20 protein-coding genes and 1 tRNA gene are annotated in these 26,371 nt (G+C 66.2%); 15 read left to right on the top strand and 6 right to left on the bottom strand.

Features of this window, described 5'->3' with window-relative positions; translation table 11 throughout:
- Positions 1-13 precede the first annotated feature (13 nt).
- From C3B78_RS05935 to C3B78_RS05950, 4 genes are all read left to right on the top strand, one after another.
- Positions 14-1,207, top strand: coding sequence for a resuscitation-promoting factor (locus tag C3B78_RS05935; RefSeq protein WP_234005537.1), 1,194 nt, complete (start codon positions 14-16; stop codon positions 1,205-1,207).
- 166 nt (positions 1,208-1,373) lie between these two features.
- Positions 1,374-2,243, top strand: a complete 870-nt coding sequence (rsmA, locus tag C3B78_RS05940) for a 16S rRNA (adenine(1518)-N(6)/adenine(1519)-N(6))-dimethyltransferase RsmA (RefSeq protein WP_104997248.1) — start codon at positions 1,374-1,376, stop codon at positions 2,241-2,243.
- Positions 2,240-3,199 (top strand): 4-(cytidine 5'-diphospho)-2-C-methyl-D-erythritol kinase, encoded by a 960-nt coding sequence (locus C3B78_RS05945; RefSeq protein WP_104997249.1) that lies wholly within the window; start codon positions 2,240-2,242, stop codon positions 3,197-3,199. Before rsmA ends, C3B78_RS05945 begins: the two co-directional genes overlap by 4 nt.
- A 35-nt stretch (positions 3,200-3,234) precedes the next feature.
- The gene (locus tag C3B78_RS05950; protein WP_104997250.1) at positions 3,235-5,064 is read left to right on the top strand and encodes an ABC-F family ATP-binding cassette domain-containing protein; all 1,830 of its coding nucleotides are present in this window, start codon (positions 3,235-3,237) and stop codon (positions 5,062-5,064) included.
- Between the two features lie 139 nt (positions 5,065-5,203).
- On the opposite strand, the gene C3B78_RS05955 is transcribed toward C3B78_RS05950, so the two are convergent.
- A complete protein-coding gene (locus C3B78_RS05955) occupies positions 5,204-5,830 on the bottom strand; it encodes a TetR/AcrR family transcriptional regulator (protein ID WP_104999662.1) in 627 nt (208 codons plus the stop codon).
- A gap of 176 nt (positions 5,831-6,006) precedes the next feature.
- Here C3B78_RS05955 and C3B78_RS05960 point away from each other — a divergent pair.
- The 9 genes from C3B78_RS05960 to sufU all read left to right on the top strand — a co-directional run bounded on the left by C3B78_RS05960 (position 6,007) and on the right by sufU (position 18,036).
- Positions 6,007-6,078 (top strand) — tRNA-Gln (locus C3B78_RS05960).
- A 100-nt stretch (positions 6,079-6,178) separates the two neighbouring features.
- Positions 6,179-7,657 carry a bifunctional UDP-N-acetylglucosamine diphosphorylase/glucosamine-1-phosphate N-acetyltransferase GlmU gene (glmU, locus tag C3B78_RS05965; RefSeq protein ID WP_104997251.1) on the top strand — a complete coding sequence of 493 codons (1,479 nt, stop codon included), beginning with the start codon at positions 6,179-6,181 and terminating at the stop codon, positions 7,655-7,657.
- Positions 7,658-7,659: 2 nt separating this feature from the next.
- Positions 7,660-8,640: a ribose-phosphate diphosphokinase gene (locus C3B78_RS05970; protein WP_104997252.1), complete on the top strand. Its 981-nt coding sequence runs from the start codon at positions 7,660-7,662 to the stop codon at positions 8,638-8,640.
- A 246-nt stretch (positions 8,641-8,886) separates the two neighbouring features.
- A complete protein-coding gene (locus tag C3B78_RS05975) occupies positions 8,887-9,504 on the top strand; it encodes a 50S ribosomal protein L25/general stress protein Ctc (protein ID WP_104997253.1) in 618 nt (205 codons plus the stop codon).
- A gap of 109 nt (positions 9,505-9,613) precedes the next feature.
- Complete coding sequence (pth, locus tag C3B78_RS05980; protein ID WP_104997254.1) at positions 9,614-10,207, top strand: aminoacyl-tRNA hydrolase; 594 nt, start codon at positions 9,614-9,616, stop codon at positions 10,205-10,207.
- 168 nt (positions 10,208-10,375) lie between these two features.
- On the top strand, positions 10,376-13,114 hold the full coding sequence (locus tag C3B78_RS05985) for a helix-turn-helix transcriptional regulator (RefSeq protein ID WP_104997255.1): 2,739 nt from the start codon (positions 10,376-10,378) through the stop codon (positions 13,112-13,114).
- Between the two features lie 106 nt (positions 13,115-13,220).
- Positions 13,221-15,758: a helix-turn-helix domain-containing protein gene (locus tag C3B78_RS05990; RefSeq protein ID WP_104997256.1), complete on the top strand. Its 2,538-nt coding sequence runs from the start codon at positions 13,221-13,223 to the stop codon at positions 15,756-15,758.
- A gap of 481 nt (positions 15,759-16,239) precedes the next feature.
- Complete coding sequence (locus C3B78_RS05995; protein ID WP_104997257.1) at positions 16,240-17,565, top strand: SufS family cysteine desulfurase; 1,326 nt, start codon at positions 16,240-16,242, stop codon at positions 17,563-17,565.
- Between the two features lie 21 nt (positions 17,566-17,586).
- A complete protein-coding gene (gene sufU, locus C3B78_RS06000) occupies positions 17,587-18,036 on the top strand; it encodes a Fe-S cluster assembly sulfur transfer protein SufU (protein ID WP_104997258.1) in 450 nt (149 codons plus the stop codon).
- 84 nt (positions 18,037-18,120) lie between these two features.
- Here sufU and C3B78_RS06005 read toward each other — a convergent pair whose 3' ends face one another.
- Genes C3B78_RS06005 through C3B78_RS06015 form a run of 3 tightly spaced genes read right to left on the bottom strand, consistent with a single transcriptional unit; the run spans position 18,121 to position 20,394 of the window.
- The gene (locus tag C3B78_RS06005) at positions 18,121-18,342 is read right to left on the bottom strand and encodes an SCO4848 family membrane protein (RefSeq protein ID WP_104997259.1); all 222 of its coding nucleotides are present in this window, start codon (positions 18,340-18,342) and stop codon (positions 18,121-18,123) included.
- A 3-nt stretch (positions 18,343-18,345) separates the two neighbouring features.
- Positions 18,346-18,843: a DUF2505 domain-containing protein gene (locus C3B78_RS06010; RefSeq protein ID WP_104997260.1), complete on the bottom strand. Its 498-nt coding sequence runs from the start codon at positions 18,841-18,843 to the stop codon at positions 18,346-18,348.
- A gap of 42 nt (positions 18,844-18,885) precedes the next feature.
- Positions 18,886-20,394 carry an SDR family oxidoreductase gene (locus C3B78_RS06015; protein WP_104997261.1) on the bottom strand — a complete coding sequence of 503 codons (1,509 nt, stop codon included), beginning with the start codon at positions 20,392-20,394 and terminating at the stop codon, positions 18,886-18,888.
- A gap of 220 nt (positions 20,395-20,614) precedes the next feature.
- On the opposite strand from C3B78_RS06015, the gene mfd reads away from it, so the two are divergent.
- Positions 20,615-24,304 carry a transcription-repair coupling factor gene (mfd, locus tag C3B78_RS06020; RefSeq protein ID WP_104997262.1) on the top strand — a complete coding sequence of 1,230 codons (3,690 nt, stop codon included), beginning with the start codon at positions 20,615-20,617 and terminating at the stop codon, positions 24,302-24,304.
- Between the two features lie 6 nt (positions 24,305-24,310).
- Positions 24,311-25,123, top strand: coding sequence for a metal-dependent hydrolase (locus tag C3B78_RS06025; RefSeq protein ID WP_104997263.1), 813 nt, complete (start codon positions 24,311-24,313; stop codon positions 25,121-25,123).
- A 77-nt stretch (positions 25,124-25,200) separates the two neighbouring features.
- Here the strand turns inward: C3B78_RS06025 and C3B78_RS06030 are convergent, their stop codons facing one another.
- Complete coding sequence (locus tag C3B78_RS06030; RefSeq protein ID WP_199775345.1) at positions 25,201-25,476, bottom strand: hypothetical protein; 276 nt, start codon at positions 25,474-25,476, stop codon at positions 25,201-25,203.
- A 52-nt stretch (positions 25,477-25,528) separates the two neighbouring features.
- Positions 25,529-26,254 carry a deoxyribose-phosphate aldolase gene (gene deoC / locus C3B78_RS06035; protein ID WP_104997264.1) on the bottom strand — a complete coding sequence of 242 codons (726 nt, stop codon included), beginning with the start codon at positions 26,252-26,254 and terminating at the stop codon, positions 25,529-25,531.
- Positions 26,255-26,371 lie beyond the last annotated feature (117 nt).

Below are 26,371 nucleotides of genomic sequence, written 5' to 3' on the forward strand. Positions count from 1 at the left end.
TCCCCGTGCCCGGATGGACCTAAAGTTACGGGCAATCGTGATCAAGTTCTTTACGTCGGACGGCAAGTTCAGCTTTATCAAGGTTGGCGCGCAGCTGCTGGTGCTCTGCGCACTCGTGGTGGGCCTCGTAGCCTTCGTCGGCAATAACAAGACCGTCACACTCAATGTTGACGGCAAGGTCTCGTCCGTGCAGACGTTCGGCGGAACTGTTGGCCAGGTGGTCAAGAGCGCCAACCTGGAACTGAACCCTGCAGACCGCGTGTCCCCGTCCATTGATGCGTCGGTCCAGAACGGCACGGTCATCAACGTCAACAAGGCCAAAGAGGTCAAGGTAAGCCTCGACGGTGCCGAGACGACGGTGAACACCACCGCGCAGGACGTCGCGGGGCTGGTTACTGAACTCGGCGTCGCGAGCGCGTCCTCGGTTTCCGTGCCCAAGGATGCCCAGCTTTCCGTAGCCGGATCCTACGTTTCCATTTCCACGCCCAAGTCCGTCAGCATTGTTGCCGACGGCAAGGTGGACACCGCCACCACCACCGCGGCCACCGTTGGCAAGGTCCTCGAGGACGCGGGCCTTATCCTCGGTGCCAACGACCGCACTTCGCAGCCGGCCAACGCGCACGTGGTGAACAACATGGTCATCAAGGTCTCGCGCGTTGACAACGGCCAGACGGCGGTTACCACCGAGGACGTCCCCTTCGAGACTGTCACCAGTGAGAGCGCCAAACTGCTGAAGGGCGAAAAAGAAGTTACCCAGGAAGGCGTCGCAGGCAAGCTGGAGAAGACCTTCAAGCTGGTGCTGGTGGACGGCCGCGAAGCGTCCCGGACCCTTGTGTCGGAGACTGTTGCCGTCCAGCCCGTACCTGAGAAGGTCACTGTGGGCACCAAGCCCAAGCCCGCTGCGCAGGCTGCTGCCGCGGCATCCGCAGGAACCAACACCGGAGCTGCCGCTCCCGCAATGATGAACGAAGCCATGTGGGACAAGATTGCCCAGTGTGAGTCCGGTGGAAACTGGAGCATCAACTCCGGGAACGGTTACTACGGCGGCCTTCAGTTCGATATCCGGACCTGGATCGGCGCCGGCGGCGGAGCGTACGCCCCCAACGCCAGCCTTGCCACCAAGGCCCAGCAGATCGACATTGCCAACCGCGTCTACGCACAGCGCGGCCTGCAGCCATGGGGTTGCGGCTGGGCTGCCACCAGCTGACCTTGCAGATTCCCCGCCCGTGAGGGCGCGCGGTGGCCGGTCCCGGATGCCCGGGGCCGGCCGCTGCCGTTTACGGGGGTTGCTTTCTACCGGCCGCCGGCACTTCTGTTTTTCCGTGCTGATTGTCCCGGTGGGGCGCCCGTACCGTGCGGGATAGGATACCTAGGTGACTGAACCAATCCCCGCGCCCGCACCATTGTTTGGTGCATCCGACATACGCCGGCTCGCGGAGGAGATCGGTGTCCGCCCCACCAAGACCCTCGGCCAGAACTTTGTCATTGACGGCAACACCATCCGCAGGATCGTGGCCGCCGCAGATGTTGGCCCGGAAGAGACAGTGCTGGAGGTGGGGCCGGGGCTGGGATCCCTGACCCTCGGACTGCTCGATGCTGCGGCGTCGGTAGTGGCAGTGGAAATTGATCCGGTGCTGGCCGCCAAACTGCCGGAAACCGTCAGGGAATGGCGTCCTGCGGCCGCGGGGGCCTTCCACCTGGTGCATGCCGATGCCATGAAAGTCACGGAGCTGCCGGTGCAGCCCACGGCACTGGTGGCCAACTTGCCCTACAATGTCGCCGTTCCCGTGGTGCTGCACCTCCTTCAGCACTTCCCCAGCCTCCAGCACGGACTGGTGATGGTCCAGGATGAGGTTGCGGACCGGCTGGCCGCGGGTCCGGGATCCAAAACCTATGGGGTGCCGTCGGTAAAGGCGGCCTGGTACAGCCAGATGCGCAAAGCGGGGGTGATCGGCATGAACGTCTTCTGGCCGGCGCCCAAAATCCATTCGGGGCTGGTGGCCTTTACCCGGCGCGAGCCTCCGGCCACAACAGCAACCAGGGAACAGGTCTTCGCCGTGGTGGACGCCGCTTTTGCCCAGCGGCGCAAGACCCTAAGGGCCGCCTTGGCCGGTTGGGCCGGCGGGGCGCCGGAAGCCGAGCGCTGCCTCGTTGCTGCCGGCGTCGACCCCACCGCCAGGGGCGAGGTCATCGGGATCGAAGCCTTCGCGAGAATCGCGGAAGCCAAGCAGGCACTGGCATGAGCGCCCCGGGACGGTTCACCGCCAGGACAGTCCGCGTCAAGGCCCCCGGCAAGGTGAACGTTTCGCTGGAAGTGGGGCCACTGCGCCCGGACGGCTACCACTCCGTTGCCAGCGTCTACCTGGCCGTATCCCTCTACGAGGAAGTCGCGGCCACCAGCACGGAGACGCCCGGGATCACCATCAGCCTCAGCCCGGCCAGCTCGGTCGACCTTGACGCGGCAGACATCCCGCTCGACGGAAACAACCTGGCCCACAAGGCCGCGGCGATCATGGCGGATGTCTCCGAGCACGCCACCGGGGTCCACCTGGAAATTACCAAACGAGTGCCGGTGGCCGGAGGCATGGGCGGAGGATCGGCAGATGCTGCCGCAACCCTGCTGGCCTGCGACGCGCTCTGGAACAGTGGCCTGTCGCGGGAAGAGTTGGCGCACCTCGCCGCCGAACTGGGTGCCGACGTCCCCTTTTCCCTCCTTGGCGGCACAGCGGTTGGCCTGGGCGTGGGCGACGAGCTCTCGCCGGCGCTGGCTAAGGCGCAGACCCACTGGGTACTGGTAACCGCGGACTACGGGCTCCCCACTCCTGAGGTGTACCGCACCCTTGACCGCCTTCGGGAAGCGGCCGGCGTCATGGCCGCCGAACCCACCGGGGTGGACCCGCAGATCCTTACAGCCTTGCGCAGCGGTGACGCCGAAGCGTTGAGCCGGGTCCTGGTCAATGATCTCCAGCGGGCATCCATTGAACTGGCGCCCGCCCTGCGCGATACGCTGGGTATCGGAGAGTCGCACGGAGCAATTGCGGGCATCGTCTCCGGCTCGGGGCCAACTGTGGCCCTGCTGACTGATGATTCGGTGGCCGCTGAAGGCCTGGCCACGGATCTGCGGCGTTACGGCTTGACAGCCCTCGCCGTCCACGGCCCGGTCCCCGGCGCGCGCATCATTTCCGACACCCTCCTCTAAACCTCCAGTTTTACCTGAAGCAGAAAGCAGTTCCTTTGGCACACCTTCTTGGCGGCGAGAACCTGACGGTCTCCTACGCGACCCGTACCGTCCTGGACGGCATAACCCTGGGGCTTGAGGAGGGTGACAGGATCGGCATGGTGGGGCGCAACGGCGACGGCAAATCCACCCTGATGCGGCTGCTCGCCTTGCGCTCCACGCCGGATTCGGGCCGGGTCACCAAGCGCGGCGACGTGAACGTGGGCTACCTGGACCAGAGCGACGTGCTCGACGGCGACCTGACGGTGGGCGCCGCGATCGTGGGGGACCAGGCGGATTACGAGTGGGCGCGGAATCCGCAGATCCGCGAGGTCATGGGCGGGTTGGTGTCCGACGTCGATTGGCACGCCAATGTCCATGCACTCTCCGGCGGCCAGAAGCGGCGCGTGGCACTTGCCAAACTGCTGATCGAGGACCACGACGTCATCATGCTGGACGAGCCCACCAACCACCTCGACGTGGAGGGTGTGGCCTGGCTGTCGCGCCACCTGAGGACGCGCTGGCGGGCCAACCAGGGTGCGTTCCTGGTGGTGACCCACGACCGGTGGTTCCTCGATGAGGTCTGCAACAAGACCTGGGAAGTCCACGACGGCATCGTCGACCCCTTTGAAGGCGGATATGCCGCCTACGTGCTGGCCCGTGCCGAGCGGGACCGGATGGCGTCCGTCGTCGAGGGCAAGCGCCAGCAGCTGGTCAAGAAGGAACTCGCCTGGCTCCGCCGCGGGGCACCCGCGCGGACGGCAAAACCCAAGTTCAGGATCGAGGCCGCCAACGCCCTCATCGCCGATGTGCCTGAGCCGCGGGACTCCATGGCCCTCAGCAAAATGGCAACCGCCCGCCAGGGCAAGGACGTGCTGGACCTGGAGAACGTCTCCCTCAACTTCCAGGGCAGCGATGACGGGCGGAAGCTCTTCGACAACATCACCCTGCGTCTTGCCCCCGGCGAACGCCTGGGACTGGTGGGCGTCAACGGCGCCGGCAAGACCACGCTCCTGAAGCTTCTCAATGGAGAGATCCTTCCCGACGCCGGAAAGGTCAAGCGGGGCAAGACCGTGGTCACCGCTGTCCTGACCCAGGAGGTCAAGGAACTTGACGACGTCAAGGACCTGCGAGTCATCGAGGTGATTGAGCGGGAAAAGCGGTCCTTCAACGTGGGCGGCAAGGAATTCAGTGCCGGCCAGTTGGTGGAGCAGCTGGGTTTCACCAACGAGAAGCAGTGGACCCCGGTCAAGGACCTGTCCGGTGGCGAACGCCGCCGGCTCCAGCTTCTGCGCCTGCTTGTCGGCGAACCCAACGTCCTGATGCTGGATGAGCCCACCAACGACCTCGACACCGATACCCTCGCGGCTGTTGAGGATGTCCTGGATGGCTGGCCCGGAACCCTGGTGGTGGTCAGCCACGACCGCTACCTGCTGGAAAGGGTCACCGACCACCAGATGGCACTCCTCGGCGACGGCAAGCTCCGCGGCCTGCCCGGCGGCGTGGACCAGTACCTCGAGCTGCGCGAGTCTGCGCTGGCAGGCTCCACGGTCACCGGCGGCGGGAACCCCGTCACCAGCGCCGGCAGCAGCACCGCCGCTCCAGCTCCTTCAGGCGCCTCGGAAGCCGAGAAGCGCGACGCACGCAAAGCCAAGAACCGCATCGAGCGACAGCTGGGCAAGCTCGAACAGCAGGAAAAGAAAGTCCACGACCAGATGGTGAAGAGCACCGAACAATCGGACTTCGACGCCCTGGCTGAACAAAACAAGAAGCTCAAGGAACTCGCAGCAGAACGCGAAGCCCTCGAACTGGAATGGCTGGAGGCACTCGAGGTCCTCGGCGAGTAAGTCCGCCTTGGGTACCGGCCCGTGGCCCGGCCGTGGTGCCGGCGGCACGCGGGAGTGGGGCGGCTGTCCGGCAGCGTGCGTCAAAGCGACGAAGGAGCAGCACGCAGAGGACAGGTGCCCCGCTCGCGAAGGAAACCACTCATCCCGAGCTCTGCAGCTCCGGGTCCTTCTTGAGGCCGGTCAGGCCGTTCCAGGCGAGGTTGACCAGATGGGCGGCCACCGTGTGCTTGTCGGGCTGGCGGGAGTCCTGCCACCACTGGCCGGTCATGGCCACCATGCCGACGAGCATTTGGGCGTACATGGCGCCGTCCTGGGCGCTGAAGCCGCGGCGGTCGAACTCGTCGGAGAGGATGTGCTCCACCTTCGCGGTCACGTGCGAGAGCAGCGTGGAGAAGGCGCCTTCCGGCTGGGACGGCGGAGCGTCCCGCATCAGGATCCGGAAACCTTCGGTGCGGTCTTCGATGTAGGTGAGCAGGGCCAAGGCGGCACGTTCCACCAGGACGCGCGGCTTGGCTTCCTCGGTGAGTGCACCGTTGATCGAGTCCAGGAGGAGCCGAAACTCGTGGTCCACCACCTGGGTGTACAGGCCTTCCTTGGAGCCGAAGTGCTCGTAGATGACCGGCTTGGATACTCCGGCGCAGGCCGCAATTTCCTCGATGGTGGTGCCGTCGAGTCCGCGGACGGCGAAGAGGCCGCGTCCGACGTCGATCAGCTGGCTCCGCCGCTGAAGTCCGGTCATCCGTCTCCGCGGGGGGTTGTTGCTCACCGTTCCATCATGCACTACGAGTTTCCGGCCGATTCGCCGCGCTCCGGCCGGGCCGGGAAAGCGGGCGGGGCGGGACAGGAACGGGGGAAGGACAGGGGATGAACGGCCCATGTCGCGCGGTGCCCCGAACCCGTGGCAAAATAACTACTTGTGCCCGGCCGCGCGCCAAGGCATGGTCCGCTCTGGTGTAATGGCAGCACCCCGGCCTTTGGAGCCGTGGAGTATAGGTTCGAATCCTATGGGCGGAACTGCTGTGCGAGGAGCGTTCAGTAGGATGACATACGGTGCCGCCCGCAATGTGGCCGGACACCGTAAGCGCCAGCGTAAACAAGCAAGGAGAGCCCGTACGTGATCCCCGAGAATACCGGCCCGGCCGCAGTAATCGTCCTGGCGGCAGGCGCCGGTACGCGGATGAAATCGCGTACCCCCAAGATCCTGCATGAGATCGGCGGCAGGTCCATGGTGGGCCACGCACTGCTGGCTGCCCGCAGCGTCAAGCCCAGGCAGCTGGCCATCGTGGTCCGTCACGAACGTGACCTGGTGGCACGCCACGTCGAGGAATTGGATCCTGCTGCCCTGATCGTGGACCAGGACGACATCCCCGGCACGGGCCGTGCAGTGGAAGTAGCCCTCCAGGCCCTGGACGCAGAAGAGGACCTTACCGGCACAGTGGTGGTGACCTACGGCGACGTGCCGCTGTTGTCCGGACAACTGCTGGCCGAGCTTGTGGCCACGCACGAGCGTGAAGCCAATGCCGTAACCGTGCTGACCGCCGATCTTGACGATGCCACCGGATACGGGCGGATCCTTCGCGGCGAGGACGGCACGGTGACCGGCATCCGCGAACACAAGGACGCGTCGGACGCCGAACGCCTGATCCGTGAGGTCAACTCCGGCATCTACGCCTTTGACGCAGCCGTCCTTCGGGACGCACTCGCCCACGTCACCACCGATAACTCGCAGGGCGAAAAATACCTCACTGATGTGCTCGGACTCGCGCGGAAGGCAGGCGGCCGCGTTGCCGCCGTCGTCACCGCTGACCGCTGGCAGGTGGAAGGGGCCAATGACCGCGTTCAGCTCTCCGCACTGGGCGCAGAACTGAACCGCCGCATCGTGGAGGCCTGGATGCGCGCCGGCGTCACCGTAGTGGACCCCGCCACCACCTGGATCGACTCGTCCGTAACCCTTGACGAGGACGTCCGGATCCTTCCCAACACCCAGCTCCACGGCGACACCACCGTAGCGCGGGACGCCGTCGTCGGCCCCGACACCACCCTGACGGATGTCACCATCGGCGAGGGCGCAAAGGTAACCCGCACCCACGGTTCAGGCGCCGTCATCGGTGCGGGCGCCGCCGTCGGCCCCTTCACCTACCTTCGTCCGGGAACTGTCCTGGGGGACACCGGCAAGATCGGCGCGTTCTACGAAACCAAGAACGTGACTATCGGGCGCGGTTCCAAGCTGTCACACCTCGGTTATGCCGGGGACGCCGAAATCGGCGAGGACACCAACATCGGGTGCGGAAACATCACGGCAAACTACGACGGCGAAAAGAAGCACCGCACGGTCATCGGCTCGGGCGTCCGGACAGGTTCCAACACTGTGTTCGTTGCCCCGGTCACCGTGGGGGACGGCGCCTACAGCGGCGCAGGCGCCGTGATCCGAAAAGACGTGCCGGCGGGAGCGCTTGCAGTGACTGTTGCCGCCCAACGCAATGCCGAGGGATGGGTCGCGGCCAACCGCCCGGGAACCCGCTCCGCTGAACTGGCCCGGGCGGCCACCACAGATTCCTCAAGTACCCCGGCATCTACAGAAGAGGGCAAGTAACCATGAGCGAAATTACGGCGCGCGGCGAGAAGAAACTGGTGCTCGCAACCGGCCGGGCCCATCCGGAGCTGGCCAAGGAGATCGCCAAGGAGCTCGGTACCGACCTGCTGCCGGTGGATGCCTATGACTTCGCCAACGGTGAGATCTATGTCCGTGCCGGTGAAAGCGTCCGCGGCACGGATGCTTTTGTCATCCAGGCCCACCCCGCGCCGCTGAACAACTGGCTGATGGAACAGCTGATCATGATCGATTCGCTGAAGCGTGCCTCTGCCAAGCGCATCACGGTGGTGTCCCCGTTCTACCCTTACGCCCGCCAGGACAAGAAGGGCCGGGGCAGGGAGCCCATCTCCGCCCGCCTTGTGGCGGACCTGTACAAGACCGCCGGCGCGGACCGCATCATGAGCGTGGACCTGCACACCTCGCAGATCCAGGGCTTCTTCGACGGCCCGGTGGACCACCTCATGGCCATCCCGCTGCTCGCTGACTACATCCGCACCCGGGTGGCCGCCGAAAACGTTACCGTCGTTTCCCCGGACACCGGACGCGTCAGGGTCGCGGAGCAGTGGGCCGAGCGCCTGGGCGGCGCGCCGCTCGCCTTTGTGCACAAGAGCCGCGACCTTACTGTGCCGAACCAGGCCGTGTCCAAGACCGTGGTGGGCCAGATCGAGGGGCGCACCTGCGTCCTGATCGACGACATGATCGACACCGGCGGAACCATCTCCGGCGCCGTGCAGGTGCTGAAGAACGCCGGCGCCAAGGATGTCATCATCGCGGCCACCCACGCGGTCTTCTCCGATCCCGCCGCCCAGCGCCTCTCCGAGTCCGGCGCCCGGGAAGTGGTTGTCACCAACACCCTGCCGCTCACGGCATCCCAGCGGTTCCCCCAGCTGACGGTGCTTTCCATCGCCCCGCTGATCGCGCGCGCGGTCCGTGAAGTGTTCGACGACGGTTCAGTCACCAGCCTTTTCGACGGCAACGCCTGAGGGCGCCGCCTGCACCGGCGCCGGTCCCGTTTTCAATAAACGGGCCCGGCGCTGGTAAGCTGTACAGCGATACCTTGGCGAGGGAGAGCACCGGTAACCGCATGTGCGGGAAGCCGTTGCAGGTCTCCGTTATCGACTGGGTCTGAATCTCCCTTCTAGGAAGGGCCGGCTCCGGCCGCCCGGCGTTGAAGGTCGCAACAGACCTCCGCCCTTGCTGAACACCGTTTAGGATTCAAGGAGATTTCCATGTCTGAGCAGAAGCTCGCAGCAGAACTGCGCACCGAATTCGGCAAGGGCTACGCCCGCCGCGCCCGGATGGCCAACCTCATCCCCGCCGTCATCTACGGTCACGGCGCAGAGCCCATCCACGTCACGCTTCCGGCCAAGGCCACCACCCTGGCAGTCCGCACGCCCAACGCACTGCTGTCCTTGGACATCAACGGCGAAGGCCACCTGGCCCTGGTGAAGGACGTCCAGCGCGACCCCATCAAGCAGATCATCGAGCACATCGACCTCCTCACCGTCCGCAAGGGCGAAAAGGTCACGGTTGACGTTCCCGTGCACGTTGCCGGCGAAACCGCCCCCGGCACCGTGCACAACCTGGAACTGACCGTGGTGTCCCTCGAGGCCGAGGCCACCCACCTGCCCGAGGCCGTTGAGGTGAGCATCGAAGGCCGTGGCGCCGGCGAGCACATCCACGCTTCCGATCTGGTCCTGCCCAAGGGCTCGGTCCTGCTGACCGACCCCGAGGCGCTCGTGGTGAACATCTCCGAGGCCATTGAGGTTGCAGAGGAAACCGGCGAAGAGGGCGAAGCTGCCTCCGAGGCCGCTCCCGCGGCCACCGAGGAAGCCGCAGCCGAGTAATCAGCCGCACTCCCTGCCAATGGCCGGACTCCTGCGGGGTCCGGCCATTGGCATGTCTGCCGCCCGCCGCCGCACCAGGCCCGGCGGGCCCCCACCCTAGGATTGATCCATGACTGATAGTTGGCTGATTGTCGGCCTCGGAAACCCCGGAGCCCAGTACCAGGGCAACCGGCACAACGTCGGCCAGATGGTCCTTGACGAGCTTGCAAGCCGGATAGGTGCCGGCTTCAAAAGCCACAAGGCCCGCGCCCAGGTTCTGGAAGGCCGCCTCGGCATCGGGGGCCCCCGCGTCGTGCTGGCAAAACCGATGAGTTACATGAACGTCTCCGGCGGGCCCGTTGCGGCGCTGGCGAACTTTTACGGCATCGCACCGGACCATGTAGTGGCGGTCCACGACGAGATCGACATTCCCTTTAATACGGTCAAGCTCAAGATCGGCGGGGGAGAAGGCGGCCACAACGGGCTGCGGGACATCTCCAGGGCCTTGGCCACCAAGGACTACTTCCGCGTCAGGGTGGGGGTAGGCAGGCCGCCGGGACGCATGGAGACCGCCGATTACGTGCTCCGCGACTTCAGCTCGGCCGAGCTAAGGGAACTGCCCTTCCTCCTGGACGATGCAGCTGACGCTGTGGAAGCGCTGCTGCGTGACGGCCTCACAGCGGCGCAGCAGAAGTTCCATCCAGCGAAGTCCGAGCGACAGTAACCAATCACTCCAGCCACTTAGTTACTCCAGCAACTTGAATGCTCCAATAACTTTGAAACTTAAGTGCCTTTGGCTCTGTCTCCTTGTCTCTGGTGCGGGGTAGTCTTCTACCTATGCGGGGGAGCGATGGGGCTACATCCCGCTATCGCGGGATGTAGGGGAAAGTTCATGTCAATCGAGCCACTTAGCTGGGGACGTGGGTCAACACCTCACCACGCCGGGCTGAACACAGACACCTCCGAGAGGCGGGAGGGTCAGCTTTGGTCTGCCCCCGCACGCGGCGCCAACCTTGAGTCAGTCCGCACCGCCCTGACCAGCGCAGACTCCCTTGGGGTAGTGATCACCGGCGGCCGCGGCGTGGGAAAGTCCTCCTTGGCGCGCGCTGCCGTGATGGACCTCGGCCCCGACATCTGGTCACTCCAGCTCCGCAGCGGACCTGCAGGCTCCACCACGCCCTATGGTTGCCTTTCTTTCCTCCTGGCCAGGCTTCCGCAGGCGTACATGGGCTCGCCCACGGCAATCCTCCGCGGCATTACTTCCCTGATCCGCAGTGACGCGGCAGGACGCCCCTGTGTCATCACCCTTGACACCTCCGCCAGCATTGACGACATGAGCGCCGGAGTGCTGCTCAACGTCCTGCTGACCGGCACCGCCAGAATCATCGCAGTAGCCCCGAAAATCAGCGATCTTCCTGCCGATTTCCACTGGCTGCTCACGGACCACCGGCTGACCGAAGTCCGGCTGAACAACCTCAACGAACTGCAGACCCGCCAGGTCCTGTTGTCCCTGTTGGGGCACCGCGTCTCGGCATCCCTGGTCAGCACCTATCACCACATGGTGGGCGGCAACCCGCTGCTCCTGAAGGCGCTCGTCACCGAACAGCAGCTGTCCGGAAACCTTGTGCTCTCCGATTCAGTCTGGACCCTGCGGGACAAAGTGGTGCTCGACGGCGCGGCCAGCCTTGACGACATCGTCCGGTCCAGATGGTCCAGGGAAACGCCCGAAACCCGGGAAGTCATCGAGATGCTTTCCTGCGCCCGCAGGGTTGAGCTGTCCAGGCTGACGGCCATCTACCGTGCCGAAGTGGTGGCCGACATGGAAGACGGCGGCCTGCTCGAGATCGACCAGTCCGACCATCGCTGGGTTTCGTTGCGCGAAAAGTACATCGGTGACGTGGTGCGCACCTGGCTGAGCATTGCCCGGCGCAGGGAACTGCGCAGCGTGCTCCTGGCCGGTGCGGAACCTGATCCTGCCGCCATGACCGTCGAGGAGCTGATGGCTTTCGCGGCGTGGACGCATGAATGCGAGGCGGACCTGAGTCCCGCCCTGGCGCTGGCGGCGGCGGAAGCGGCAGTCCAGCTCTTCGATCCGCGGTTTGCGCTGACCTACGCCGAAATGCTTCAGCGGACGGACCGGGAGTGGACAGCCGGCCAGCGGCAGAAAGCCGCCGCGTATCTTCAGCTGGACATGCCGGTCCAGGCCATGGCCGCACTTGACGACATTTCGCAGCCGGAACTTGAAAGCCTTGATGTCGGGGAATATGCGGATGTCATAGCCGCCAAATCCCAGGTAATGATGTGGCTCCCGGAGGCGGCAGGCAAGGTGCCGGATCTGCTCAGTGAAGCCCGGCAGAGGCTGGAGCGGGCCCCGAACTTTACTGCGTGGCCCGAGCCTGCGGCCGCGGCGGCGAACCGGGTGGCCTTGAGCGGGTTCGAGTATCGCGCCTTCGTGGGTGATTACGCTGCCATCATCCCGGACCTTGAAAGGGCTGCGGACCCTGCCCTGAACCCGGATACCGGCTACCGCATGAATGCGGCCATCCTGCTGATGACCGCATTGGCCATGACCGGCCGCGAGATGGATGCGCTCGGCCTCATGCGCCAGCTGGGCGGCCAACTCAGCGATGCCTCCCATATTGTCGGCCTGCGGGAACGGTACACCCGGGAGGCCTACCTTGTGCTGCTGACGGCCGGGCAGTGGCGGCGGTGCATCGACCTCCTGGGTCCGCAGGCGGCCACGGAGGAGCCGCACAGCCTTCCCTTCCGCAGTGCCGCTACCGAACTGGCGGCCGGCATCGCCTACGTCTATTCGGGGCGCGGCATGGCTGCCCTCGACCCCCTGATCTCCGCCGCGGCCCAGCTGGAGCTGCAGCCGGTCCAGGCCGCCCTCCGCTGCGCGTACGCGGCCATTGCACTGGCCCACGCCCAAACCGGCAACGCAGCCCAGTCGCGCAAGTACCTGGCGAAACTGCAAAGGACGTCAGGAAAGTCCAGCTTCATCACCGACAGCATCGTTGAGTTCTGCTCGCTCGTGGCGGGCCGTTGGCTGGGCGATCCCGACGCCGTGACCGGCCTCAAGCGGTGCTCCCGGCAGGACCTCGAGGCCGGTCGCTTCACCTTGGCCGGGATCAACCTGCTCGCTGCGACCGTCAATGGCAGTGATGCCGACTTCCGCCTCCTGGAGGAGATTGCGGGCCACCGCCAGGGCCCGCTCGCCGAGGTTTCCCGCCTGATCGCTGTGGGAAGCAGGACAAAGGACGCCAGGACCCTCCTCGCCGGTGGCGAACTGGCCGCCACCCTCGAACTGGATGCCGTGGAGGCACGGTGCATGGCCCTGGCCGTGGATTTCGCACGCCAGGATGGCGATTCCCTGACCGCGCGGACCGCGCAGGCCCGGCTGGACATCCTCGCCGCGACCGTCTCGAACCTTCCCATCGTGCCCAGCAGCGGAAGCCCGTTGCTGACCAGCAGGGAACGCCAGATTGCCCGGCTGGCGGGCCGGGGTGCCTCCAACCGTGACATCGCCCTGGAGATGGGCGTGTCCGTCCGCACCGTGGAAGGCCACTTGTACCAGGTCTTCACGAAACTCGGCGTCACTTCCAGGGGTGATCTGACTGGACTCGTATAACGGCCACAAGCCTCCCACGGCGCACCGGCTCCTCACCGGACGGCGGGAGCCGCTTGAACGGATCTGCACCATTGTCCGGAACCATGCGAGCCAAGCGGTTTTTGTCATGGCAGGGCCGGGCATCGGAAAATCCTCCTTGACGGAGGGGATCGCGGAACGCCTGGGCAAGGACCTGAATGTCTTGCAGCTGCATGGCAGTTCTGCCCTTACAGCCGTGCCGTTCGGCGTCCTAACTCCCTACACCGGGGAGCTGACCGCCGAGGAGTCTGTTTCTCCGGTTGCCGTCCTGCGGTCCATGTGGAGCTATTTCGAAAGGCTGAAGGCAGGAAACGGGCTCCCTGTCCTGCTCCTCATTGATGACGCACACTACCTGGACGAGGCTTCGGCCGGCGTGGTGGCGGACCTGATCTCCGCAGGATGGGCAACAGTGGTTGCGGCTGCCAGGCCGCGGCCGGGCCTTCCCCAGCCATTGGACCAGCTCTGGTACGACGGCCTGGCCGAACGGGTGGACCTGCGTCCGCTTAACCGTGAACAGGTCGAGGAAATCCTGGACCACGTTCTTGACGGAACAGTTCCGGACGCCACTGTTGACGCCGTCTGGAGCGCCTCCGGGGGCAACCCCCGGATCCTGGACGCCCTGCTCCACGATGCTGCAGAGGCCGGGATACTGGCCAAGCGGAACGGAATCTGGGTCCTGCTGGGTTCTTTGCCGACGGATGGGGTCCGGCTCACCGCAGTTGTCACCAAGGATCATCTCCGGCGCCGGCCGGAGGAACAGGAAGCCCTGAAATTCATTGCGCTTGCCGGGCCGGTGGGCCGGAAAGTGATCGAAGACATTTGCGGGGCGCCCATAGTCCGCTCCCTGCTGGATCAGCAGATGGTGGTCGAAAATTCGGGTGTCCCCGCGGAACTGACCGTCTGGAACGGCCTGTTCGCGGAAGCCATCAGGAACACCATCTCGGTCTCCCGCAGCCTGCAGCTCCTGGAGAAGATCCGGGAATACAAGGACCCCGCCACATTGCGCGGCGAAGGCCGGCTGAGGTCCGTGGAGTGGTCCCTTGAATGCGGCCTGCGCGTGTCCGACGCCGAGATGCTGGACGCCGCACGCGAGGCACTGAACCGCTTCCGGAACCACAGCGCCCGCACCATCGCCGCCAAGGTGCATGACCCGGAGCTCATTCCCCTGGCCCACGCCATCCAGGCGCGCGCCCTGTACAACGAGGGCTCATACCCGGACGCCGCCGCGCTGCTTGACTCCTGCTGGTTCCAGTTGGCAGACCATCCCGAAGGTCCCTCCGTCCTGCTGCTGAGGGCTGCGGCCCATCAGGCAACAGGCCGTCCCGTGGCGGCCATGGCAGCAGAGACGGGGGAACAACACGCCGGGATGGCGGAGGCAACGGCGGGGCGGCTAAAGGAGCTCTTGCAGCTGCTCCAGCTCGGCGCGGAAATGGACGCATCGGCACTGCGCGGCCGCGTGGCGGACATCAGGAACCGCAGTTCCGCTGAAGAAGAAGCGCCGGTCAGGGCAGTCGGCGGGGCAGTGCTGGCACATGCCCTGGCTGCAGCCGGCAATGCCGCCGAAGGACTCGAGGCCTCGCTTTTGGCGGCCTCTGAACTGCGCGCGCTGGAAGGAGAGCTGTTTTTCTTTTCCGAGTTCGTCCTGGGGCGGCTGGTGGCAGATTACCTTGCCATGGGGGAGTGGGACTCCGCCGAGCGCGAGCTCGAAAGCTACGCCGCAGGGCACATGCCCTCGGCAGCGACCTTCAACGGCAGCCTGCAGGTGCTGCGCGGCTACTCCATGCTGCGGCAGGGCCGGATGGAACGGGCCTACCAGCTGCTGCTGCCGGCGGTGGAAGCGCTGCGGCTCAACGATCCGCTCCAGCTGTTCCGCTTCGGCTCGGCGCTGGGCTTCTATGTCGCAGCGCGGCTGGGAGACTCTGCCCAAGGTAAGCGGCTGGAACAGGACTACAAAGATGCTTTGGCGGGCGCTCCTGCCCATGACTTCCTTGCCCGCGCCTACGCTGCCGCCGCATCAGAGTACCTGTCCCGGGACGGTAAGGGGCTGGCTGCACTGCACACGCTGATGACCACCACTGAGGCCTCTGCAAGGGCGGGTACCCTGCTGGAACTGCTGGGACTCGGCTGGGACCTGGGGGACCCCTCCGTGATCCCCATGGTGCAGAGAGCGGCGCAGGGCGTGGAAGGCCGTTGGGCAGCCGCCCTGCTGAAACTGGCCACGGACTGGGAAGCCGCTGACGGGGATGCGTTGATGGATACCGCGGCCTCGCTGGAGGAATCAGGTTTCGTCAACCTCGCACGTGAGGCCTACGCCCGCGCCAGCACCGTGCTGGAGCAGTCAGGGGAGCGCCGCCGCTCCAGGCAGGCCGTGGCCCAGCGCGAAAAGTGTGACCACGAACTGGGCGAGCGGTTCCGGGAGGGCCGTTTCATTGCCGCCACCCCTGCCGTGCAGCTCACCCGCCGGGAGCAGGACATCGTGGAGCTTGCCGTGCAGGGCCTTACGGACCGCGAGATTGCCCAGCGGCTCATGGTGTCTGTCCGCACGGTCGAGGGACACCTGTACCGCACCTACGTGAAACTCGGTGTGCGCAGCCGGGATGAGCTCGACGCAGCGCTCCCCAAGTAGTCCTGGCAGCCGGTAACGGAAATACACCCACCCCCGCTGCGCCCAGGCGGCGCAGCCGCTTTTGCCTGCCTCCTTCCGCTTGATGGCTGTGGTGGGCACCCGCCGTCGCAAATCACCCTCCCGGGTATCTGCCGGGTGGTCCCGGTAGTACTGGGTCGCCGAATTCGAGTACTGCCTACTCGTGTACCTCCTGCCGCCGCAGTATTTACTTAAGGAAGCAAGGACGCGGCGGACACAAAGCCGCAGAGCATGCTGAAAGCAGTACAAGGCTCCTCAAGTTTCCGGTCCCCGTGACCGGGCCAAACGGGGCCGGCGACGTCAGAGTCTTCTGAGACCGAGACTCTCCCCCCAGCCGTCGCCGGCCCTCCGTTCCGCGGGCTGAAGCCCGGAGCGGCTGTGGCGGCTGCCCTTCCCGGGCGGCCGCCACAGCCGTGTTGTGGGACAATTGAGTGTCATCCGTTGGCATCTCAAGGAGTTAGTCTTGGCCGTAGTATCAACGCCAGCCACACTGGAACGCGCCTTGCCGGCCATGGACGACGCAGAGGTACTCCGCATCCGCAACGACTTTCCGGTCCTGAACCAGCTGGTCAACGGCAGGCCGCTCGTCTACCTCGACTCCGGCGCCACCTCACAGAACCCGCTGAGCGTCATTGAATCCGAACAGGAATTCTACGAACAGCGCAATGCAGCCGTGCACCGGGGTGCCCACCACCTTGCCGTCGAAGCCACCGAGGCCTTCGAGGATGCCAGGCAAACCGTCGCGGACTTCATCGGCGCTGATTACGCGGAGACCGTCTGGACGTCAAACGCCACTGAGGGCCTCAACCTGCTCAGCTACGCGTTGTCCAACGCAGGGTTGTGGACGGCGCAGGGCCGGGGCGACGCCAGGCTCAAGGAGCTCGCCCTCAATCCGGGTGATGAAATCGTTGTCACCGAAATGGAGCACCACGCCAACCTGATCCCGTGGCAGGAACTTGCTTTCCGGACCGGCGCAACCCTGCGCTACATCCCCATCGACGACTCCGGCCACCTCCGCATGGAAGCAGCCGCGGAGATCATCGGCGCCCGGACCCGGGTGCTTGCGTTCACCCACGCGTCGAACGTCCTGGGCACCATCAACCCTGTCGCCGACCTTGTGGCCCTCGCCCGGCGGGCCGGCGCCCTGGCGGTCCTGGACGCCTGCCAGTCCGCGCCGCACCTGGCCCTGGACGTCAAGGACCTTGACGTCGACTTCGCCGTGTTCTCCGGCCATAAAATGCTGGCCCCCACCGGAATCGGGGTGCTGTACGGGAAGCAGGAGCTGCTTGATGTCCTGCCGCCCTTCCTGACCGGCGGCTCCATGATCACCACTGTCACCATGGAACGCGCCGAGTATCTGCCGGCACCACAGCGCTTCGAAGCCGGAACGCAGCGGATTTCCCAGGCCGTGGCGCTGGCGGCTGCAGCCAACTACCTGACCGAAACGGGGCTGGACCGGATCCACCAGTGGGAAGCCGGGCTCGGCCAGCGCATGGTCACCGGGCTGGAGTCCCTTCCCGGAATCCGGGTCCTGGGTCCCGCCGCGGGCCAGGAACGCATCGGACTGGCTGCCTTCGACGTCGAGGGGGTCCATGCCCATGACGTCGGGCAGTTCCTGGATTCGCGGGGGATCGCCGTGCGCGTCGGCCACCACTGTGCGCAGCCCCTGCACCGCAGGCTGGGCCTTACTGCCACTACCAGGGCCAGCGCCTACCTGTACAACACGACGGACGACGTCGACCAATTCCTGGACGCCGTAGCCGGCGTGCGGGCCTATTTCCGCGCATAGCGGCGAAGACCGAAGGACGCCATGAGCCTTGACCAGCTGTACCAGCAAATCATCCTGGACCATTCGAAGGCCCGGCACGGCAGCGGACTGGCGGGGACAGCGGCCCCCGAGGGCGCTTCCACGGGCCAGTCCCACCAGCTCAACCCGGTGTGCGGGGACGAGGTCACCCTGAGGCTCGCTGTCGCTGGCGGAAAAGTGGCCCAGGTTTCGTGGGACGGGGCGGGTTGTTCCATCTCCATGGCCTCCGCGTCCGTGCTCAGCGAACTGGCAGAGGGAATGACCGTGGCCGAGTTGCACGAAGTAATCGACAGCTTCCGGGAGGTCCTGCGCTCCCGGGGGAAGGTCCCGGCGGATCCGGCGCTGCTCGGCGATGCGGCGGCGTTTGAGGGTGTGGCCCGCTATGCGGCGCGGGTCAAGTGCGCCATGATTTCCTGGGTTGCGGCGGAGGATGCGCTAAATCAGGCCGCCTGACCCGGGTCCTTCCGGCACAGGTTCCCGCCTAATACGGAGAAGGCCCTCGTCCCAGCGGGACGAGGGCCTTCCTTTTGCAGTCCGTTAGCCGGCCAGCGCCATGATGCCGATAACGGCAGTGGCCGCGCCAAGCACCATGGAGACGCCCACCAGCACCACATGGACGGTGAGGAACTTTGTGGCCTTGCCGGCGGAGTCCCTGGCGCGCGGATCCTTCATGACCCGGCGCAGGAACTGGGGCCAGACCACAAGGGACCATACTCCAGCAATGATCAGGACCAGTGAAGCGAAGACGGGCAGCTCCATGAACTAGTGGCTTTCCAGCCAGGCCTGCGCCTGCTTGGCCTGGAGGTTCAGGGCCTTGGATACCATCGGCTCCGCCGCATCAGCGATCTTTCCGCCGAGGAACGGAACGGACGACTTCACGGCACCCTCAAGCTCCACACGGGTTCCGCCGGCGTCTGCCACCAGCCGCTGAACGGCGGTGACGTCCACGGGGGCGCCGGCAATCTTCAGCGAGATGTTGCTCTGGCGTGAGCCGTCCGCGGCGGGAGCGTCCCAGTTCTCCACCTGGGTGACCTTGAGGTGCTCGCCCACGAATTTCCGGGCAATCTCGGGGAGGCGGGTGGTGGGAAGGGTCCGCACGGACGTGGCGCTGAATGCTCCGGCGACGTCTCCGTCCACGGTGAATGACTCCAGCGAGCCGCCCACCAGCTGGCTGACGTGGCGCTGGAAATCCTCGTTCACCAGCACAGCTGCGACGCTGTCGACGGAGTGGGGAAGGGTGGTGGTTGCACTCAAGGCCATGGGTCCTCCTGGGACGTGGGGTCGGATTAGGCTCCAAACATCCTACGGTGTCCTTGCCGTACGCTCCGCATCCGCGATCTCCCGTGCGGCGCTGGTGATGTTCCTGGCCATGGCGGGAAAGATCAGGCTGTGGAACGGAAGGACGGCCAGCCAGTACAGCCGGCCGCTGAGTCCTTTAGGAAAGAAGACAGCCCGCTGCCGGTAGCGGCTGCCGTTCCCGTCGGGCTCCACGGAGAGTTCCAGCCAGGCGCGGCCCGGGGCGCGCATTTCCGCGCGGAGCCGCAGCAGCCTGCCGCGGTCAATCCGTTCAACACGCCACCAGTCCACCACCTCGCCGGCCGCAAGCGTGTGGGGATGCCGCCTGCCGCGGAGGAGCCCGGCGCCCCCGGTCAGCTTGTCCAGCCAGCCGCGCACCTGCCATGCCAGCGGCAGGGAGTACCAGCCGTTCCGGCCGCCGATCCCCTCTATGACCGTCCACACCTTCGCGGGCTCCACGTCGCCGTGGAACGTCCGCTCATCGATGTACACCTTGTGGCCGGCCCACTCGGGGTCGCTGGGCAGGGGATCGGACGCAGCGCCGGCGTTTGCCCAGGTGGTTTCCACCTGTCCGTCACGTTCCTTGCCGAGCGCCAGGGCGACGGCGGTGCGATAGCCGGTCAGGCCGCCGTCGGGCTGCGGGATGTACTGGTCGATGTCGTGCTCGTCGGAGACGGCATCGTGCTGCAGGGACTGGACCAGCGGCATGGCCATGGACAAGGGGATGGGCGTGGTGAGGGCAACCCACATGCCGGCCAGCTTGGGCGCCGGGATCGGCAGTGCCAGCACCGGGCGGTAGGGCAGGCCGGCCTCGGCGGCGTACTCCTGCATCATCCCGGCGTAGGTGAGGACCTGCCGGCAGCCGACGTCGAACGCACGGTTGAGCGGGCCGGCCAGCGAGGCGGCGGCGACCAGGTAGTAGAGGACATCGCGCACGGCGATGGCCTCGATCCGGTTCCGGACCCAGCTGGGCGCCGGCATCAAGGGGAGGGTTTCGGCGAGGTGGCGGATCATCTCGAAGGACGCCGATCCGGAGCCGATGACCACCCCTGCCTGGAGCACGATGGCGTCCACGGGGCTGTCGAGGAACACCTTGCCCACTGCCTCCCTGGACCGCATGTGGGTGGACAGCTCCACGCCTGCGGGATGGAGCCCGCCCAGGTAGACAATCCTGCCAACGCCGGCCGCGGCTGCGGCGTCCGCGGCCGTGCGTGCCATCGCCTGCTCTTTCGCTTCAAAGCCGGCACCTGCTGCCATCGAGTGGACCAGGTAATACAGGACGTCGACGCCGGCCAGCGCCTGGCGGAGGGCGTCGCCGTCGTCGAGGCTGCTTTCCACGACCTCCACCCGGTCCCGCCACGGCACCCCGGCGATCTTGTCCGGTGAGCGCACCAGGACCTTTACCGTATGGCCGGCCTCGAGGAGCTTGGGCACCAGCCGGCCGCCGATATAGCCGGTAGCCCCGGTAACCAGGACCGTCCTGGAGGCGCGGGCGGTGTTGCTGGGATCGGTCATGCTGACTCCTTAGTGTCCACAGGCCATTCGGAGCGGCCTGCCGATTGGACGGCCCGTTCTTTGGGGCCGTTGTGCCAATGGGCCCCGCCCTGCCAGCCTATCCCCGGGCCGGCTCCCATTGTCGCTGCTGCGCGGTAGGCTGGGTTTACCCGGGATTCGAAGAGAATTTCGGGTTTTCGCGTTGCCTGCCTTCCGTTGCACACCACAGGAGCTTTCTGCCATGAGCCTTCCAGGCCCGTCCAACGCCGGCCACTCCAGCACAGGCCCGTCGCTGGACGGACTGCGCCGCGCCCTCGCCGCGGACCAGACCTTCGCACGCGTCCGCGCCGAGGCCGCCCGCGGGTTCGAGGTCCGGGGCCAGGACTACCAGATCAGCGCACCCGCCGGGCTTCGCCCGCTGCTTCTTGCCGAGATGGCGGACGGCGTGGCAGCCGCCGCAGGTGAAGGGCACGACGACGGCAGGCCGGGCGTCGTTCTTGCCGTCACCGCAACAGGCCGCGAGGCCGAGGACCTGACGGCGGCGCTGCGGGCGTACCTTCCCGCGGACTGCATAGCCGAATTCCCCAGCTGGGAAACCCTCCCGCACGAACGCCTCTCGCCGCGTTCGGACACCGTAGGCCGCCGCCTCTCCGTCCTGCGCCGCCTGGCGCATCCGGAAACCTCCGCGTCGGGTCCGCTGCGGGTGGTGGTGGCACCCGTCCGCGCCGTGGTCCAGCCGGTGGTGGCCGGCCTGGGCGAGCTGGTCCCGGTCACACTGAAAGTGGGCCAGGAGAAACCCTTCACCGAGGTGGTGCGGAGCCTCGCGGACGCCGCCTACGCCCGGGTGGACATGGTGACGCACCGCGGGGAGTTCGCCGTCCGCGGCGGCATTATCGACGTTTTCCCGCCCACCGAGGACCACCCCATCCGCGTCGAGTTCTTCGGCGACGAAGTGGACCAGATGCGCTGGTTCGCGGTAGCAGACCAGCGCTCGCTGTCCTCGCCCGGCCTGCACCACCCCACCGAACTGCATGCCCCGCCGTGCCGGGAGATCCTCATCACCCCGTCCGTAATGTCCCGGGCAGCAACCCTCAAGGCGCAGCTCCCGGCAGCCGCCGACATGCTGGAAAAGATCGCCGGCGGCATCACCGTGGAGGGCATGGAATCCCTGGCACCCGTGCTGGTGGACTCCATGGTCCCGTTCGTGGAGCAGCTGCCAGCAGGCTCCATTTCGGTCATCATTGAACCAGAGAAGGTCCGCACCCGGGCCCACGACCTCGCCGCCACCAACGAGGAATTCCTCGAGGCCGCCTGGTCCACCGCCTCGGACGGCGGGACGGCGCCGCTGGATCTCAGCTCGCAGGCAAGCGCCGCACTCCACTCCGCCAGCTTCCGTTCCCTCACGGAAACGCGCACTTCATCACTGGACCACGGGGTGTCCTGGTGGTCCATCACGTCGCTGGCGCAGGACGAGGAACTTCTCCCGGACATCGACGTCCTGAACCTGCATGCCCGGGAACCCCGCGGCTACCAGGGCGATGTGGCCGAGATGATGGACTTCATCGGCTCACATGTCCGCGACCAGTGGCGGATCGTTGTCGCCACCGAAGGCCCCGGACCTGCCCAGCGCCTGGCGGAGCTGTTCCACGAGAACGACATCCCCTGCGCCCGGGTGGACAGCCTGGACCACGAGCCCCAGGCGGGCATCATCGAGGTGACCACTGCCGCCGTCGGACGCGGTTTTGTCCTGGACGGGCTCAAGCTGGGCCTTCTCACGGAAGCCGACCTGCTGGGCAGGACCTCCGCCGGGTCCACCAAGGACATGCGACGGATGCCGTCCAAGCGGCGCAACGCCGTGGACCCGCTGCAGCTCGTGGCCGGGGACCATGTGGTCCACGAGCAGCACGGCATCGGCAAGTTCGTGGAGCTGATCCAAAGGAAGGTTGCCGGCGGCGGTGACGGGGTGCGCGAGTACCTGGTCCTCGAGTACGCGCCGTCCAAGCGCGGCGCGCCGGGGGACAGGCTCTTCGTTCCCACGGACCAGCTGGACCAGGTGACGCGCTACGTGGGCGGCGACACCCCGGTCCTGAGCAAGATGGGCGGCGCTGACTGGGCCAGCACCAAGTCCAAGGCCCGGAAAGCCGTCAAGGAGATCGCCGGCGAGCTGATCCGGCTGTACTCGGCCCGGATGGCGTCCCGCGGGCATGCCTTCGGCCCGGACACTCCTTGGCAGCGCGAGCTTGAGGAAGCCTTCCCCTACGTGGAGACGCCGGACCAGCTCACCACCATCAACGAGGTGAAGGCGGACATGGAGCGCGAGATCCCCATGGACCGGCTGGTTTCCGGGGACGTGGGCTACGGAAAGACCGAGATCGCCGTGCGCGCCGTGTTCAAGGCGGTGCAGGACGGCAAGCAGGTGGCCGTGCTGGTGCCCACCACGCTGCTGGCCCAGCAGCACTACGAGACGTTTACCGAGCGGTTCTCCGGATTCCCCTTGCGGGTCAAGGCACTGTCGCGGTTCCAGGGGACAAAGGAAACCAAGGAGACCGTGGAGGGCGTCAAGAGCGGCTCGGTGGACGTCGTCATCGGCACGCACCGGTTGCTGTCCAAGGACTTTGCCTTCAAGGACCTGGGCCTGGTGATCGTGGACGAGGAACAGCGCTTCGGCGTGGAGCACAAGGAAGCGCTCAAGAAGATGCGCACCAATGTGGACGTGCTGGCCATGAGCGCAACTCCTATCCCGCGCACCCTGGAGATGTCCCTGACGGGGATCCGCGAGACGTCCACCCTTGCCACCCCGCCGGAGGAACGGCACCCGGTCCTGACCTACGTGGGTCCCTACACGGACAAGCAGACCTCCGCGGCCATCCGCCGGGAGCTGATGCGCGAGGGCCAGGTCTTCTTCGTCCACAACCGGGTGTCCACCATCGAACGGACGGCAGCCAAGATCCGCGAGCTGGTTCCGGAGGCGCGCGTGGAGGTGGCGCACGGCAAGATGTCCGAAAGCCGCCTCGAGCAGATCATCGTGGACTTCTGGGAGAAGCGCTTTGACGTCCTGGTGTGCACCACCATCATCGAAACCGGGCTGGATATCTCCAACGCCAACACCCTGATCGTGGACGGCGCGGACAAGTACGGCCTGTCCCAGCTCCACCAGCTCCGCGGCCGCGTGGGCCGCGGCCGGGAACGCGCCTACGCCTATTTCCTCTACCCGTCCGAGAAGCCTTTGGGTGAGGTGGCGCTGGAACGGCTCAAGGCCGTGGCCACCCACAACGAGCTCGGTGCCGGCATGCAACTCGCCATGAAGGACCTGGAAATCCGCGGCGCCGGAAACCTGCTTGGCGGCGAGCAGTCCGGGCACATCCAGGGCGTGGGCTTCGACCTGTACATCCGCCTGGTGGGCGAGGCCGTGGCTGACTTCCGCGGCGAGGCCGAGGAGAAGGCCGCCGAGATGAAGATTGAACTGCCGGTCAACGCCCACCTCCCGCACGACTACGTGCCAGGGGAGCGGCTCCGCCTGGAGGCGTACCGCAAGCTGGCGGCAGCCCTCACGAATGAGGCGATCGACGAAGTCCTCGCCGAACTTGTTGACAGGTACGGCGAGCCGCCGCTGCCGGCCCGGAACCTGGTGGCCGTGGCCCGCTTCCGGGTGGGCGCCCGCGAGGCGGGGCTGTCCGATGTTGCCCTCCAGGGCAATTTCATCAAGTTCTCCCCGGCCGCCCTTCCCGAATCCAAGGTCATGCGCCTGAACCGGATGTACCCGGGATCCCAGTCCAAGCCCGCTCTTGATGCCGTGCTGATCCCCAAGCCCAAGACCGCAAGGATCGGGGGCAGGGACCTGCAGGATGCGGAAATCCTGGAATGGGCCAACGGCGTGATCCGGAACATCTTCACGGACCAACCGGTCTCTGTCTCGCCGACCGGGAGTTAGCACTTGATGGGAGGACACCACGCCGCGTCGGGAGCCGCGGCGTGGGTGGCTATTGCCTCGACGGGGCCGTACACGCTTGGCTGGTACCCGCTGGACGCCACGGGCATCCTGATCGGCGGGATGGCGACGGCGGGAACCGCCCTGGTGTGCGACTGGGACCACCGGCACAGCACGGTAGCGAATTCCCTGCCGCCGCTGTCCAATGTGATCGCCGTCGGGATTGAAAACGCCAGCGGCGGGCACCGCCAGGGCACGCACTCCGTCCTCGGGGCGGCCTTCTTTGTCCTTCTCGCCACCCTTGCAGGGCAATTCCAGCTGCAGACGGACTGGGGACTGCTGTCCGTCGGGGCGGGGCTGCTGTGCATGTTCATGATCAACATTGCGGCCAAGGCACTGAAGCTTTTTCCGAAGGCGGGCTTCATCAGCAACTGGATCTTCGCGCTGACCATGGCGGGCCTGGTCACCTGGTTCGCCCCGGACCAGTGGACCTGGCTCCCGGTTTCGATGCTGACCGGCGTTGTGGTCCATATCGTGGGTGACCTGGTCACCACGGGAGGCGTGCCGCTGCTGTGGCCGCTGGTGGTCAGGCCGCCCAAACCCCTGCGGCGGGTGCCGCTGCTGCGCCAGGTCTGGCGGCCCAACGGTGCGTTGTCCCTCCCGCTGCTGGGCCGGGCGGGGTCAAAACGCGAGTGGCTTGTCTTGATCCCGGTGAGCGCCTACGCCATGGTGGGGATGTGCATGGCCGGCTGGTCCATAGCGCACAGCCACTGGGGCCGCGCGGCGGACACAGCGCTGGCGTGGGCCCGGCTGTGGCTGTAGGGACCCGAGCGTAGCGGCGGGCAAATAACGAAACCCCCGGACGGTGTGAACTGTCCAGGGGTTCGTGGTGGGGTGGGCTAGTGCTCGCCGGCGGAGTCGGAACGTCCCAGGACGGTCTGCGGAATCCAGAAGGCCAGGGCGAACAGCAAGATGCAGACAGCCATCGGCCAGGGGTTGTCCAGCGTGAGGAAGGAAAGCGAGTACACGGCACCAAAGAACAGCGCGATCATGACCACAAAAAGGAGGACGCTGGTTCCCAGCTTGTTTTCGTTCTGCGGGGTCTGCAGCGTACCCTGCTGTGCCTCGCGGCCGGAATCCGTGCCGTCGTTGGACGCCATAATCTTGCTGGACATTCGTTCCTCCTCGGCCCCGCGGGGCTCAATCTGTGGCGGCGTCCGGTTGCCGTCAGTAGCCGGATGAACCCTGTTCACCCTTGACGATGGCAATTCCGGAGCTGGCACCAATACGTGTTGCACCTGCTGCAATCATAGCCTGCGCGTCTGCAAGGGACCGCACCCCGCCGGAGGCCTTGACCCCCAGGCCGGGCCCCACAGTCCTGCGCATCAGTGCGATGTCCTCCACCGTTGCGCCGCCGCCATTGAACCCCGTTGAGGTCTTCACGAAGTCTGCGCCTGCCTCCACTGCTGCTTGGCAGGCGAGGACTTTCTGGCTGTCGGTGAGGAGCGCGGTTTCGATGATGACTTTCAGGATGGCCCCGCTGGCGTGCACGGCATCCGCCACCGAGGCGATGTCCTCGACAAGCGCCCCTTTGTCCCCGGCCCTGGCGGCTGCGATGTTGATGACCATGTCCACTTCGTCCGCCCCGTCCAGCACCGCTCCGCGGGCTTCGAAGGTCTTGACGTCGGTGGGGGTGGCGCCCAGCGGGAACCCTGCCACCGAGCAGGTCAGGACGCCGGATCCCTTGAGGGCCTTCTTCACGGTCTTGACCCAGATGGGGTTGACGCATACGGACTTGAAGTTGTACTCGGCTGCTTCCGCGCAGACCTTGAGGACGTCAGCCTCGCTGGCCTCCGGCTTCAGCAGCGTGTGGTCGATGAAGGACGCTATGCTGCCGGAGCCTGCGGCGCCAGTGGCTGCAGCCTGAACGGAAGGGGTGGCTTCGTTGCTCATGATGGTCCTCTCCAAGGGCCTGTGGGCCGGGCGTTGTAACGCCCGCGACTCGTTTCGGAACCATCTTGCCACAGCCGGACCAACGGCAACGCGGGGTCACTTTCCGCCCGGTACGGG

The sequence above is a fragment of the Arthrobacter sp. PGP41 genome (assembly GCF_002953935.1).
In the GTDB taxonomy this organism is placed as follows: domain Bacteria; phylum Actinomycetota; class Actinomycetes; order Actinomycetales; family Micrococcaceae; genus Arthrobacter.